General features: G+C 70.2%; 15 protein-coding genes. 8 read left to right on the top strand and 7 right to left on the bottom strand.

Annotated features, from left to right (window positions below; translation table 11 throughout):
* Positions 1-8: 8 nt before the first annotated feature.
* Together IE265_RS30665 and IE265_RS30660 are read left to right on the top strand one after the other, a co-directional pair.
* Positions 9-314 (top strand): WXG100 family type VII secretion target, encoded by a 306-nt coding sequence (locus IE265_RS30665; protein WP_190038996.1) that lies wholly within the window; start codon positions 9-11, stop codon positions 312-314.
* Between the two features lie 266 nt (positions 315-580).
* Positions 581-1141, top strand: coding sequence for a hypothetical protein (locus tag IE265_RS30660; protein ID WP_190038995.1), 561 nt, complete (start codon positions 581-583; stop codon positions 1139-1141).
* 61 nt (positions 1142-1202) lie between these two features.
* Here the strand turns inward: IE265_RS30660 and IE265_RS30655 are convergent, their stop codons facing one another.
* The 7 genes from IE265_RS30655 to IE265_RS30625 all read right to left on the bottom strand — a co-directional run bounded on the left by IE265_RS30655 (position 1203) and on the right by IE265_RS30625 (position 6687).
* Positions 1203-1802: a hypothetical protein gene (locus IE265_RS30655; protein ID WP_190038994.1), complete on the bottom strand. Its 600-nt coding sequence runs from the start codon at positions 1800-1802 to the stop codon at positions 1203-1205.
* Positions 1799-2437: a hypothetical protein gene (locus tag IE265_RS30650; RefSeq protein ID WP_190038993.1), complete on the bottom strand. Its 639-nt coding sequence runs from the start codon at positions 2435-2437 to the stop codon at positions 1799-1801. The genes IE265_RS30655 and IE265_RS30650 overlap by 4 nt, the downstream gene beginning before the upstream one ends.
* Positions 2430-2822, bottom strand: a complete 393-nt coding sequence (locus IE265_RS30645) for a hypothetical protein (protein ID WP_190038992.1) — start codon at positions 2820-2822, stop codon at positions 2430-2432. Before IE265_RS30645 ends, IE265_RS30650 begins: the two co-directional genes overlap by 8 nt.
* Before the next feature lie 34 nt (positions 2823-2856).
* Entirely contained in the window at positions 2857-4209 is a 1353-nt protein-coding gene (locus tag IE265_RS30640) for a hypothetical protein (protein ID WP_190038991.1), read from the bottom strand.
* 88 nt (positions 4210-4297) lie between these two features.
* Positions 4298-4600, bottom strand: coding sequence for a DUF6317 family protein (locus IE265_RS30635; protein ID WP_190038990.1), 303 nt, complete (start codon positions 4598-4600; stop codon positions 4298-4300).
* A gap of 399 nt (positions 4601-4999) precedes the next feature.
* On the bottom strand, positions 5000-5992 hold the full coding sequence (locus IE265_RS30630) for a hypothetical protein (protein ID WP_190039061.1): 993 nt from the start codon (positions 5990-5992) through the stop codon (positions 5000-5002).
* Between the two features lie 41 nt (positions 5993-6033).
* On the bottom strand, positions 6034-6687 hold the full coding sequence (locus IE265_RS30625) for a hypothetical protein (RefSeq protein ID WP_190038989.1): 654 nt from the start codon (positions 6685-6687) through the stop codon (positions 6034-6036).
* Positions 6688-7002: 315 nt separating this feature from the next.
* On the opposite strand from IE265_RS30625, the gene IE265_RS30620 reads away from it, so the two are divergent.
* The 6 genes from IE265_RS30620 (at position 7003) to IE265_RS30595 (ending at position 13097) form a co-directional block, all read left to right on the top strand.
* Complete coding sequence (locus IE265_RS30620) at positions 7003-7650, top strand: hypothetical protein (protein ID WP_190038988.1); 648 nt, start codon at positions 7003-7005, stop codon at positions 7648-7650.
* Between the two features lie 662 nt (positions 7651-8312).
* Positions 8313-9026: a hypothetical protein gene (locus IE265_RS30615; RefSeq protein ID WP_190038987.1), complete on the top strand. Its 714-nt coding sequence runs from the start codon at positions 8313-8315 to the stop codon at positions 9024-9026.
* Positions 9027-9048: 22 nt separating this feature from the next.
* Positions 9049-9900: a hypothetical protein gene (locus tag IE265_RS30610; protein WP_190038986.1), complete on the top strand. Its 852-nt coding sequence runs from the start codon at positions 9049-9051 to the stop codon at positions 9898-9900.
* Positions 9897-11207, top strand: coding sequence for a TadA family conjugal transfer-associated ATPase (locus IE265_RS30605; protein ID WP_190038985.1), 1311 nt, complete (start codon positions 9897-9899; stop codon positions 11205-11207). The genes IE265_RS30610 and IE265_RS30605 overlap by 4 nt, the downstream gene beginning before the upstream one ends.
* A 31-nt stretch (positions 11208-11238) precedes the next feature.
* The gene (locus IE265_RS30600) at positions 11239-12174 is read left to right on the top strand and encodes a type II secretion system F family protein (protein ID WP_190039060.1); all 936 of its coding nucleotides are present in this window, start codon (positions 11239-11241) and stop codon (positions 12172-12174) included.
* Positions 12171-13097: a type II secretion system F family protein gene (locus tag IE265_RS30595; protein ID WP_190038984.1), complete on the top strand. Its 927-nt coding sequence runs from the start codon at positions 12171-12173 to the stop codon at positions 13095-13097. The genes IE265_RS30600 and IE265_RS30595 overlap by 4 nt, the downstream gene beginning before the upstream one ends.
* Positions 13098-13124 lie beyond the last annotated feature (27 nt).

Below are 13124 nucleotides of genomic sequence, written 5' to 3'. Positions count from 1 at the left end.
GACGCCACATGGCCGGCGGCAAAGACGCAGACATCACTTATGACGAGATGCACAAGGCGGCTACCAAGCTGACCGATGCCAAGGACAAGATCGACGAGAAGCTCGACGCCCTTGAGCGGTACATCCAGGGCCTCGTCAAGGACGGTTACACCACCCGCAAGGGCTCGCAGGCCTTCGAGGACTCGTTCACGGAGTTCAAGAAGGGCGCGAAGGACACGATCGAGGGCCTGACCGGCATGTCCAAGTTCCTCACCAGCGCCGCGAAGGCGTACCAGGACCTGGACGAGGAGCTGGCCAAGGGCGTCAAGGGCTAGTCGGCGGACCGGCTGCAGGGCCGCCTGCAGGGCCGGTGCGGACCGGTGCGGCGGGGCGTGCGTGTGCCTCGCCGTACCGGTCCGTGTCGTACCGGTCCGTGTCGTACCGATCCGTGTCGCACGGGAAGTGGACGGCCGATCACGGCACGGGCTTCGGGTCCACCGCCGTGGGCCGCCGCCGCGATCCCTGGCCACGGCTCACGCCCGTGGGCCCGTCTCCGTGGGCCGCCGGACGGGGACGGCGGCGCGCACTCGAAGGGAATGTGATGACCGAACGCGGGGGACGGCTCGGATTCGCCGTCCAGGCCGTGCTGTTCGTGGCCGTGCTGGCGGCTCTCGCGGGGCTGTTCCTGTTCGGCGCCGCAACTGTGAAGTCGCTCGTCCGCGGGGTGGTCCCGACCCTGCTCGACCGGCCCGGCGGTCCCTGGACGGTCGGCGCGGGACTGGGACTGGTCACGGTGCTCGGCGGGTTCGGCGGCAGGTGGCTCTCCGGCGGGCTCTCCGGCGAACGGTCCGGTGGAGGCCGGCTTCGCGGCCCGCTGCGCTCGGCGGCGTCCGGCGCGTGCTGGGCGGTGGCGTGCGGCGCCGCCCTCTTCGTGCTGTTCGCCCTGCCCGGCAAGAACTGCTCCGGCCGGTCGTTCTGCGCGTACATCCCCGGCACGGGCACCGTGCTGCTCGCGTACGCGCTGACCGCGGGCGCCGTGGGCCGGCTGCTCCACCGCTGGACCCGCGCACGCGACGAGGAACGCCGCGCACGGCACCGGGAGCGGATGCGGAAGCTGCGGCGAAGGGGCAAGGGGAGGAGCCGGGCGGCGCGGGAGGGGTGAGGGGGGCTCGGGGGCGGAGGTTCCCGGGTCTGCCGGGGACGAGCCGAACCACCTATGGATGTCAGGCCGGTTGCGGCCCCTCCGGGGCGTCCGCCAGCCACAGGCTCCGTGCGAAGGCGTCGACCTCGTCGAGGTGCGCCGCCAGCCACCCGGGATCGTCCGCGACCGTGCGCACCGACAGATCGACCCCGAACTGCTCCGCCCGCCAGGCGAAGTTGAGCGACATCATGAGCGCCCCCTCACGAGAACCCCAGTACCGGAGGGAGCGCAGACCCTCGCCGAGCCGCTCGGTCGTGAACGCGTCCACTTCGGTCGGGCGTACGGGGCTTTCCCGGTCCGCCTGCACGACCTCGCGGAGCACCGTGTCCCGGTCGCCCTCGGTCGGCGCCGTGAGAGCGAAGAACGCCAGCGGGGTTCGACGCGGATCAGGGGCGTACAGGAAGACCTGGTGCGCCGGAATACGGCCGGGGATCCCCTCCGCCAGCATGTCCAGGCGCTTCGCCAGCGCGCGGACCTCGCGCCGCTTGGGCCGCTTCTCGCGCAGCCTCCACAGCATGTCCGCGTTCTTGGCCGCCCACTCCTGGCGTTCGTCGGCACCGTTCCACCGCAGCGGCATCAGGAGCCACTCCAAGGGGTCCGAATCGGTCTCGAGGAAAATCACGCGTAACTCCAGCGGAACGTCGTCATCACGGCATCGAAGAGCTCGACCAGGACATCGGCGAACTCGCTGTGGGGGTCCCCGTCGGCGATGGTGCTGAAGCAGACCGTCACCCACTGGGCGACGGGGCTCCCCGGCACCGGAAGCACGTAGTCGATGCGCCGGGAGGCCTGTTCCACTTCCCGCTCAGGGTCGGCTGCGACGGTCTTGTCCACACGCACGCCGTCGGAGCCGTCGACGGTGACCGGTCCGCTCCCCGCGCCCTCCGCCAGCAGTTCGGCGACGACCTCCCCGTGTCCGATGCCGACCCCGGGGCCGCTGAGTGCCTCGGAGACGATGATCGAGGCGCCTATCAGCGTGCCGTGGATGCGCTCCACCGGGAGGTAGAGCGTCAGCCCGCCCGCCCGGCGGGCCTGCTGGGCGGCCTTGTTGAGCCGCTTCATCAGCTCCAGGCGCGCCTTGATGACGTCGTCCTTGGGTATGTCCTCGGAAAGCCGCGCCACCGCCCGGTCGACGATGCGCTTGACCGCTTCGTCCGTGCCGTCCCGCAGGGGGACCATGTCCCAGCCCGGGGGCGGTACCAACCGGTAGCCGAGGGGGAGCGTCGGGGCGATCGTCTCGCCGGAGGCCTCAGGCACGCCGGAACCTCTCCGCGGCGGCCGAGCCGGCCACCAGCAGCGGAGTGACGAGCGCGCCGACGACTCCCGGCCAGAACGCCGTCACCAGCGCCGGGAGCAGCAGGGTGCAGGAGACGAGCAGCGCGTGGGTGAGTCCCTCGGGACGGCGGCTGTGCCACGGGTGCCGAGCGAAGATCCACAGCACTCCGAGGATGCCCGCGGACACCACGGCGCGCTCCGTCCAGAGCCAGACCGGGACGAAGGAGCGCGGACTCACGGCGACCAGCAGGAAGTACACGACGATGAACACGGCCGGCACGATGACGCACAGCCGCGCCGCCGCCACGACTCCGCCGCCGAGGCGTGTGACCACCGCCGACGTGGCAAGTGCTTGGTTGGGGGGCATCAGTTCTCCACCTTCGTCCGGGCGCCGTGCCGACCTACCAGTGCGTGTCGACGGGCGGCAGCCACGTGTTCGCCTTCCAGTCGTTGTACGTCTCGCTGAAGGGCTTGTCCGGAGTGCCCCACACGCCGTGCGCCCCGGCGATCGCGTCGCTCTGCCCCAAGCTCTTGTCGACGAGGTCGGCACCGGTTCCGATGTACGCGCCGGCCAGTGACACGCCGTACCCGACGTTGGAGCCGACGCGGGTGGCGGTCGAGACGGCCTCGGGGAAAGCCTGCCCGTTCTTGGCGATGTTGGCGTACAGTCCGGCGGCCTCGTCGTCGCCCATGTTGATGGCCTTGGCGAGCTTGCCGATCTCCGGGGAGTCCAGGGACACCCGTCCCGCGTCGTCCAGGATCTTCTTGCGGATGAAGAGCCGCATCTCCTTGGCGAAGATCCGGGTCGCGTCGTCCGAGGACGTGGCGGCAAGCCGGCCCAACTGGTCCATGACACGGGAGTGGGCGCGGACACCGTCCTTGAGTTTGCCGATGCGCGAGGCGGCGGCGGCCGCCTTGGTGCTGGCGTTGGCGCCCTTGAGCAGGGCGACACCCAGGCGTCCCATGCCCATGGTGAGCAGACCGATGGAATCCATGGCGACGTCCATCCAGCTCGCGTCGCCGGACGCCACGAGCATGATCCTGGTTCCCAGGACGATGAGCCCGGCGACCAGCAGCAGGATCGCGAGGTTGAGTCCGGGTACGAACATGGCTATGACGCCCGCGATGGTCGCGAGCCAGCCCAGCACGTCAATGACGACTTTGATCCAGTCCGCGTTCTCGTGGACCCAGCCCTTGATGTTGTCCCACGTGCTGTCCTCGATGACGTCGTCGAGCTGATCGCGGATCTTCTTGGCGTGGTGGCGGGCGCGGTCGTCGCGGTCACCCTTGATGCGGTCCAGGTGGTCGCGGAACTCCTGCAGCGGATCGCCGTCCGTGCCGTCCCCCGACGACTTGGGTGAATCCCCGGCACTCGGTTCCTTCTTCTTCTCCGCGTCGACCTCGTCCTGCTTCTCCTTGGCCTTGCGCAGGACCGCGTCGGCTTCGCCCTGGTAGTGCTCCAGGTCGTCCGCCCAGTTCGTCAGGTGCCCGTGCACACGCTCGTAGCGTCCCGCGACCTCGCGCAGGTGTTTCTCCAGGACACCGGATTCCTCTTTCAGCTTTCCGGCGTACTTGCCCTTGAGCTCGTCGTCGTCGCCGATTCCAAGCAGCAGTCGTGATTGTTCGCGGAGCGACTCCGCGACACCTTTCATGCGCTTCACCTCGGCGCGGATCTCCTCCGCGTCCCCGGGCACCGGGTCGGACTCGGCGAGCGGATGCCAGTCCCGCGGCCTGGCTTTGGATGATGCGGCCACTGCTTTCCACGTCTCCCCGTCATTGGGCCCGCCGGTTGCCTTCCGTGTGCGGAGCTGGTGCCGGACACGGAGTGCGACGGGCCGGAGTTTACTTCTTCGCGCCTTCTCGCAGACCTTTGGCCAGGTCGCCGTCCAGGCCGTTGAACCCGTCGACCGTCGACTTGACCAACTCCCCCACGGTCTCGATGCTCTTGATCATCTTGGCCCGGTAGTCGTCCCAGTTGTCCACGAATTCGCCCATGGCGTCCTCGATTTCACCGCTGCCCCAGTAGGGGCTCATTCCGTCGGTGTGGTCGCCGAGGCCCTTGAATTCGCGCCGGATGCTCTTGAGGCGGGACTCTGATTCCACGAGAAGGTCGACGTTGACCCGGAGGTCCGCATCTTTCCCCATTGGTGACGTACTCCTGTGGGTCGGGATCGGTTCGGCTGCGGCGGTCGGTGCGAGCGGCCGGCCCGTCCGGCGTCACGGTTGCCGGCGAATTGCCTGCGGGCATGGCCGACCGGTGTGACCACGGTGACGACCGTATCCGGGGCGTGCGCTGTTTCACCAGTGCGAAGGGCGGGAGGGCGCCGAGCCGGCCGCGATGCCCGCATTGTGGGGAATCAGCCAACTGCAGGGCCTTCCGTACGGTGACTCCCGTGCGCCGAGGGCGTGTTCAGATGCAATGAGGCCGAGGCGGCGGTTTCCGGCGCGGTGCCTGGTGGACCGGGTCCGGTCGCCGCAGCGGGCGGCCCCGAACGCCCTGGCTGGCGCTCGGGGCCGACGCGCGGGCCGTTCCACCGCTGTCGGCTACCGGTTGACCGACTGGATCTCCTGGACCGTGATCTCCTGATCGGCGCCGAACGTGCCGTCGGGCAGCCGGGTCGGGGCGGGGTTGCCGGTGCCCGTCCAGCTGATCTCCCACGTGATGGTCGCCTGGAGCTTGAACTTGCCGTCGCCGGAGGAGCGCAGGTACTTGATCCCGCACGGCGGGGTCTCGTCGGACTTGCCCTTGGCGTAGGGCTCGCCGATCGAACCGTCGTCGTTGATCCGGCACTCGCCCGAGGCCGGGTAGGTCTCCGCGTCCTCGGTGCCCGGCTCCAGCCTGAGGGAGACCGGCTTGGCCGTGGTCGTCGCCTGGATGTTGAGGCCGCCGGCGTCGAGTTCGGCGGTGACGTCGACCTCCTTGAACGTGGCCTTGTCGAGCCAGGCCCACGTCGGGAGGTTCACCTTGGTGTTCTCCTCGGGAGCGAGCGTCACCTCGGTCTCGGGGAGTTGGAGCCTGTTGTAGGCGAGTTCGGCGAGGATCTGCGGGGTGACCGCGTTCGGGACGCCCGGGTCGTCACCGTTCTCGACCCAGAACGGCATCTCGTCGCACGTCTGCGCCTCGGGCTCCATCCAGCGGTCCTCGTCGCGGACGGACACCCACCAGTTGCCCTCGTCGGCCTTGTCCTTGTTGTAGTCCTTGTACTCGCCGTCCTTGTACATGGACCGGTACATCCCGACGGCGGACTTGGCGTAGCTGTGCTGGCCCGGGTAGTTGACCGTCTCGGTGTACATCTCCTCGACTGACTTGCCGAACTGCTCGGGCGTACGCGGCTCGTACCAGCAGGCGGGTGGGTCCCAGTCGCCGACGGGCCGCACGTTGCCGGTCCGCTTGCCGCCGCCGCCCGTGCTGCCGCTGTACGTGACCAGCGACTCGATGGACCCGCCACTCCGGTTGCCGCTGGTCTGGGCGTTGCCGCCCTGTGAGTTGTTGCCGCCCTTGTCCGCGAATGCGGTGCCTGGTGACGCGATCAGCATCGCGGCCGTCGCACCTGCCACGAGCCATCGTCCCCGCGTCGTCACGGAGTGCACTTCGCGTTCCCCCTCTCCGACAGCAGACTCGTGGTCTGCCAGACCCCCTGATCGTTCTTCTGCAAGCGCGCGCTGTACGTGACGTAGGAGTTCTTGGTCGCGGCCGTCTTGTCGGCCTTGCCGGTCTTCCGGTCCTTGTCGTAGGCCTTGCTCTCGTCGGAGCAGTACGCGACGGCCGCGGTGTCCTTGTCGACGACCTTCAACTCGGGCTTGAAGTAGCGCGTCGTCCCCGTGATCGAGCGTCCGTCCTTCGCGTATCCCTGGACCCACTCGACGGCACCGATCAGCGCCTCGCCCTCGTAGTAGAACTTGATCCCGTCGGAGTCCGGGTCGCCCGCGCTGATGGCCGCGTCCGTGGCGTTGACGCGGCGGGTGACGTCCGCGAGCACCGCGTCCTTCGTCGCGTCGCCCGTCTTCCAGTTCTCGAAGACATTGTCGATGTCCTTCGGGAGCGTGACCTCGGGCCGCTCGACGGAGTCGGAAGCCGCCGCACTCGGCGAGGCCGAGCCCTCCTCCGACTGACCCGCCCCCGCGATCTTGTCGCTGTCCTTCGACGTGTCGTCCTCGCCCCCACAGGCCGTCAGCAGCAGAGCTGCGCTCGCGGCAAACGCGGCAGCAACGGGCAAAGTACGGCGCTTCACAGTGGACTCCCCGTGAGAAATAGGTTCAGGCAAGAGCAACGACGGTATCCATGGGGCCAACGGTTTCGCCAGAGCGAAGGTGTCCCGCTGATTCGGGTATGGGCGGTGTCCGGTGGTTTGACTGTGACGCTCCCCGCACGAGCCTCCGCGGACGTACCCGGGTCCGGCCCTGTACCGAGCGGCCGGAAAGTCCTCCAACGAGCTTGACCGCAAGGCGGAGGGGCGGCCCCGCGCGCCTGCGGGCGCGGCAACCCGCGCACCCCCTCGTAGGCTTGCGCACACCAGTCCGCCCCTCGAACGGGAGAACACACCCTCATGGCCCGCTACATGGAGTCGCTCACCATCGAGCGCGGCGGATTCCGGATCAAGGTGCCCGAGTCGTGGTGGGAGTTCGACGTGCGGCCCGAGTCGCGGGACGACTCGATCCGGCGCATGGTGTCCGAACGCATGGCGCAGCAGCCCGAGTTGTCCAAGTACAAGGACACGTACACCGCGTTCCTGCGCAAGGCGTCCGCCGACGCCTGGAAGTCGGGCGCCCTGTACTGCGGCTGCATGGCCGAGAGCTTCGGTGGTGACACGCCGATCACCGGCTCGATCACCGTGTCCCTCGTCGGCGGCCGTACGAAGGACGGGGCGCCGCTCGCCACCGATCCGCAGGCGGTGATCGAGAGGCTCGCCGTGCGGGAGGCCAGGAAGGCGGGGGACGCGTGGCGGAAGGTCACGACGGTCGACATCCCGGGGGTTGGGCAGGCGGCGCGCACCTACGGCATCGAGGACATTCCGGTGCCGGACGACAGCCTCGACCGCACCGTGCGGGCCGTGCTCATGCAGACCTTCATCCCCGTGCCGGGGCAGGAGGGCAAGGTCGCGCTCGTCGCCGGGAGCAGCCAGGTGCTGGACCTCGCCGACTCGTTCTTCGACATCTTCGACGCGATCACGTCCACCTTCCGGTTCGCCGAGTAGCGCCTTCCTCCCGGGAGACGCGGGGCCGGCCGAGGGGCACCCGGAGAGCGGCGAGGGCGGCTGCGTCGAGTTCGAGAACCGGCACGGCGAGGTGCGGCGGGTCGAGTGGCGCGGGGCGTGGCCCATCGCGGAATGGGACACCCCGAAGGGGCAGTCCCGCGAGATCGGTGCCGAAGCACTCCTGGCCACCCGGCCCACCCCGGAGCGCGCGCCCGCCGTCCCCGCCGCTCACCCCGCCAACTCCGTACCACCGCCTACCCCGCACCACCGCCCGCCCCGTCAACTCCGCACCACCGCCGCCCGCAACGACCCCGTCCCAACCTCGTGAGCGACTCGTGCAGGGATGGTCACCACGGCGTAACGAGTGCCGCCCGCCGCCCCGACGGAGGCTTCGCGGCTGCACAGTTGGCGGCAGGCGCACAGCCCTGTCCCCAACGGGGAACCGAACAGCACCCGTTGCGCGTGGTCAACGTTGCGAAGTGTGATGTGGGCGGCCACGGAAGCGCCTTGAGGGGCTTATGTGCTGCTGATACGGTGCGATGACTTGACACTCGTTCCAACACAGGCCATTTGCCCAGGTCGGGCGGTACGTCCGGTGAGAGCGATGTGTGCGAAGTGTCCTGAATGACGAAAACCATCTTGGGTGTACGGGGAGCGGTTGCGTGAGGATCCAAGAGCGTACGGGGGCGGGCAACAACCGTGCCGCCGCGCCGGTTCAGCCGACCACGGGGGAGCGCCTTCCCGCGCCGCCTCGCGAGCGCAAACCGGCACTGGCCGCTCTCGCGGTGCTGCTCATCCTCGTCGGTGCGCTCGGGGCGACGACGCTCGTGCTGCGCGCCGGGGAGCGGGTCGAGGTCGTGAAGGTCACCGGTGACATCCAGGCCGGCGAGTCCGTCGGCGACAACGTGGACCCGGTCCTGGTCGCGGACGACGCGGGGATCAACTACGTCAAGTGGACGCAGATCGACGCCCTCAAGAAGCTCAAGGCCAAGTCCAAGATCTACGCGGGCACCCTGGTCATCGGTGAGATGTTCGCCGCCGGGAACGACCTCCCGGCGGGCAAGGCCGTCGTCGGCCTCTCCCTCAAGGAGGGCCAGTACCCGCTGGGCATCGAGGGGGGCGACACCGTGGCCGCGTACCTCGTCGGCAACTCCGGTTCGTCCTCGTCCTCGTCCTCGGACGATGAGGCAAACACCAGCGGGGCGCCGATCGTGGCGGACGCCGTCGTCAACAGCGTGCCCGCCGACAAGAGCGACTCCACGATCAGCAGCACCACCAAGCGCATCACGGTGACCGTCGACGTGAGCGACGCCGCGGCACTGGCCCGCGCCGCCGCGGCGAACCAGGTCGCCCTCGTCAAGGTCCCCGGCAACTAGCGGCGAGAGAGTTCTCTGACCCATGGCCCTCATCGCGCTCGCCGCAGACAAAGGCTCCCCCGGTGTCACCACCGCGGCCGTCGCCCTCGCCGCCGTCTGGCCCCGGCGGGTCCTGCTCGCCGAGACCGATCCGGCGGGCGGCGACCTCGTCTACCGCAGCGCCGCCGCGCACGGCGGGCCGCTCAACCCGAACACCGGGATGCTGTCCATCGCCGCCACCGCCCGCCGCGGTCTCGTACCCGATCAACTCTGGGACCACGTGCAGCCGTTGAGCGGCGGGCTCGAGGTGCTCGTCGGGCTCGGCAACGCCGAGCAGGCGGCCGGACTCGCGGGGCTGTGGCCCACGCTGGGCCGCGCCTTCGCCCAGCTCGCCGACTCCCCGCAGGCGCCCGCCGACGTGATCGCGGACTGCGGCCGGATCAGCGGCGACACCCCGGCCGTCGAGATGTTCCCGCAGGCCGCTCTCGTCCTGCTGGTCTCGCGCACCGAGCCGGAGGCCATCGCCCGCGTGCGCGACCGGGCCGCCGCGCTCACCGCCAAGCTGCACGGCGGCCCGCGCGGGGCGTCCGCACTCGGCACCCCTCTCATCGGAGTCGTCCTCGTCGCCGACCCGGGGGAGTCCGGCAAGCTCGTCCACCAGGTCAACGACATGCTCGTGGCCGCCCAGACCGGCGCCCGCGTCGTCGGGACCATCGCCGACGACCCCGCGGGCGCCGAGCAGCTCGCGGGCCGCAGGCGCGGCAGGCTCGACAAGTCGCTGCTGATCCGCTCGGCACGCAAGGTGACCGCGGACCTGTACCAGCAGTTCGGGGCGGCCTGGGCCGTGCCGGCCGACGGACCCGGCGGCCGGGCCGCCGCCGGAGCCGGCCGATGACCGCGGTCGACCACCAGCTGGTCAAGCGGTTCCGGCAGGAGGCGGGCGACCGCATCTCCGAGCAGCGCCGCCTCGACCAGGTGTCCGGCGTCACGCCGATGTCCAACGAGGACGAGCGGCAGTACGCCCGCGCGGTCATAGCCCAGATCCTGGAGGAGCACGCCCGTACGGAGATCAACTCCGGGCGCACCCCGCTGGACGCCGAGACCGAGGAGCAGTACGCGGCCGCCGTCCACGCCGCGCTCTTCGGGGTGGGGCGCCTGCAGCCGCTGCTGGACGACCCCGAGGTCGAGAACATCGACATCAACGGGTACGACCAGGTCTTCGTCGGCTACGCGGACGGACGCGAGGCCAAGGGCGAACCCGTCGCCGAGACCGACGAGGAACTGGTCGAGCTGATCCAGATCCTCGGCGCCTACTCCGGCCTCTCCTCCCGGCCCTTCGACTCCGCGAACCCCCAGCTCGACCTGCGGCTGCCGGACGGCTCGCGGCTGTCCGCCGTGATGGACGTGACCCGCAGGCCCGCGCTGTCCATCCGCCGGGCGCGCATGGGCAAGGTCTTCATGTCCGACCTGGTCGGCAACGGCACCCTGACACCGGAGGTCGGGCACTTCCTGGCGTGCGCGGTCAGGGCCCGCAAGAACATCATGATCGCGGGCGCGACCAACGCCGGCAAGACGACGCTGCTGCGCGCCCTCGCCAACGAGATCCCGCCGCACGAGCGCCTGATCACCGTCGAACGCGCGCTGGAACTGGGCCTGGACACCTTCGCCGACCTGCACCCCAACGTCGTCGCCTTCGAGGAGCGGCTGCCCAACTCCGAGGGCCAGGGCACCATTTCGATGGCCGAGCTGGTCCGGCGCTCGCTGCGCATGAACCCGTCCCGGGTCATCGTCGGCGAGGTGCTCGGCGACGAGATCGTGACCATGCTGAACGCGATGTCGCAGGGCAACGACGGTTCTCTGTCCACGATCCACGCCAACAGCTCCAGCGAGGTCTTCAACCGCATCTCCACGTACGCGCTCCAGGCCACCGAGCGGCTGCCCATCGAGGCCAGCCAGATGCTCGTCGCCGGCGCGGTCAACTTCGTCGTGTTCATCCAGCGGCGCAACAACTACCAGACGGGCGGGCGGCTCCAGCGCATGGTCACCTCGATCCGCGAGGTCAACGGCGTCGACGGGCGCGTCCTGTCCAGCGAGGTGTTCGCGGAGGCGTCGGACGGCCGGATCGTGCCGCACGCCCCCCTCGCCTGCCTCGAGGACCTGATCCAGCACGGCTACCGCCTGCCCGGCGGGAACTGGGGGTGAGCGGGCGATGAATCTCGACAGACTCGGCTCCATGGGCGGGCTGTTCTCCACGACGGTCCTGTACGCGCTCGCGTGCGGCATCGCGGTCGGCGGCGGACTCGCGCTGCTCACCGTCGCCGTCCGCGGGCTGCCGGCCAAGCCCGAGCACGAGCGGCAGAAGGCCGCCGAACGCGTCGCCGAGCTGGTGCGGTTCGCCGGCCGGCGCGGCACGGTCGCGGCCGGCGCAGGCATCGTCGTCCTGCTGCTCACGCGGTGGGCCGTGGCGGGTATCGCGACCGCCGTCCTCGTCTTCTTCTGGGACAAGCTCTTCGGCGGGGCCTCCGAGGAGAAGTCCGCGATGCGGCGGGTGGAGGCCCTAGCCTCCTGGACCGAGTCGCTGCGCGACACCATCGCGGGAGCGGTCGGCCTGGAGCAGGCCATCCCCGCCTCGGCCCGCGCGTCGGCGCCCGTGCTGCGCCCGCACCTCGACGCGCTCGTCGACCGGCTGCGCTCGCGCACCCCGCTGCCCGAAGCGCTCCAGCAGCTCGCCGACGAGATCGACGACGCGTCCGCCGACATCATCGTGGCCGCGCTGATCCTCAACGCGCGGCTGCGCGGGCCGGGACTGCGCCAGGTCCTCGGCGCGCTCGCGAAGTCGGCGCGCGAGGAGGTCGACATGCGGCAGCGCGTGATGGCCCAGCGCGCCTCGACCCGCCGGTCCGTGCAGATCGTCGTTGCGGTCTCCATCGCGTTCGTCCTCGGCCTGTCCATCTTCAACCGGGAGTTCGTCGAGCCGTACGGCACGGCCGTCGGACAGCTCGTACTCGCCTGTGTCTGCGGCCTGTTCGCCCTCGGCTTCTGGTGGCTGCGGAAACTGTCCACCATCGAGACGCCGGAGCGGTTCCTGGTCCGGGACGAGTCGTCGGTTCAGTTCGTCCGCCCCCGGATGCCGTCGCCGTCCCAGACCGAGGAGGGGGTACGCCGATGAACTCGACCCTGACCATGCCCGTCCTGGTGGGCGCAGTCCTGGGGCTGGGCGTCTACGCCCTCGTACGGGCCCTGATGCCGTCCCGGCGCAGCGCGGTCGCCCAGGTCGCACGGATCGACGCGATGCGGGCGCGGGGCGCGGCGTACGAGTCCTCGCACCGCACCGCGGACACGGGACGCCTGAGCGGCGTACGGGCCCAGGTGGGCGCGCGGGTGGCCGAGGTCTACCTCCAGCAGGGCTGGGAACTGCGGTCGCTGCGGGCGGACCTCGCGGTGCTCGACCGGAGCTGGGAGAACTTCCTCGCCACCAAGGTGCTGCTGGCGGCGGCGGGGCTGTTCTTCGGCCCGTTCATGTTCGCCGTGGTCTGGACGCTCGGTTTCGACAGCAGTCCCGTCGTGCCGGTCTGGCTGGCACTCCTGTGCGCGGCGGTCTTCTTCTTCCTGCCCGACCTGGAGGTGCGCAGGGACGCCGCCGAGAAGCGTCGCGACCTGCGGCGGGTGATCGGCGCCTACCTCGACCTGGTGTCGATGAGCCTGGCTGGCGGCCGGGGTCTCCCGGAGGCACTGATGGCCGCCGCCGAGGTGTCCGACGGATGGGCGACGCGGCGTATCCGCAACGCGCTGGCGGACGCCAGGATCACCGGCATCAGCCAGTGGCAGGCGCTCGGCTCGCTCGGCGAGGAGCTGGGCGTCGAGGAACTCAAGGACCTGTCCGCCTCGTTGGCACTCGTCGCGGACGACGGCGCGAAGGTACGGGAGTCACTGGCCTCCCGTGCCGAGACGATGCGGCACCGCGAACTCGCCGAGATCGAGGGCAGCGCGGGCGAGAAGTCGCAGTCGATGCTCGTCGCGCAGCTCCTGCTCTGCGCGGGCTTCCTGGTCTTCCTGATCTTCCCGGCGGCGATGCGCGTGTTCCAGGTCTGACGCCGACTCCTTCCCTACGCGAACTCC

Source organism: Streptomyces fructofermentans (genome assembly GCF_014651055.1).
In the GTDB taxonomy this organism is placed as follows: domain Bacteria; phylum Actinomycetota; class Actinomycetes; order Streptomycetales; family Streptomycetaceae; genus Streptomyces; species Streptomyces fructofermentans.
This window is presented reverse-complemented; position numbering and strand designations above follow the sequence as displayed.

Coding starts and splice junctions, on each gene's coding strand:
- IE265_RS30665 (WP_190038996.1), top strand. CDS start 9: ATGGCCGGCGGCAAAGACGCAGACATCACTTATGACGAGATGCACAAG.
- IE265_RS30660 (WP_190038995.1), top strand. CDS start 581: ATGACCGAACGCGGGGGACGGCTCGGATTCGCCGTCCAGGCCGTGCTG.
- IE265_RS30645 (WP_190038992.1), bottom strand. CDS start 2,822: ATGCCCCCCAACCAAGCACTTGCCACGTCGGCGGTGGTCACACGCCTC.
- IE265_RS30635 (WP_190038990.1), bottom strand. CDS start 4,600: ATGGGGAAAGATGCGGACCTCCGGGTCAACGTCGACCTTCTCGTGGAA.
- IE265_RS30630 (WP_190039061.1), bottom strand. CDS start 5,992: ATGCTGATCGCGTCACCAGGCACCGCATTCGCGGACAAGGGCGGCAAC.
- IE265_RS30620 (WP_190038988.1), top strand. CDS start 7,003: ATGGCCCGCTACATGGAGTCGCTCACCATCGAGCGCGGCGGATTCCGG.
- IE265_RS30610 (WP_190038986.1), top strand. CDS start 9,049: ATGGCCCTCATCGCGCTCGCCGCAGACAAAGGCTCCCCCGGTGTCACC.
- IE265_RS30605 (WP_190038985.1), top strand. CDS start 9,897: ATGACCGCGGTCGACCACCAGCTGGTCAAGCGGTTCCGGCAGGAGGCG.
- IE265_RS30600 (WP_190039060.1), top strand. CDS start 11,239: ATGGGCGGGCTGTTCTCCACGACGGTCCTGTACGCGCTCGCGTGCGGC.
- IE265_RS30595 (WP_190038984.1), top strand. CDS start 12,171: ATGAACTCGACCCTGACCATGCCCGTCCTGGTGGGCGCAGTCCTGGGG.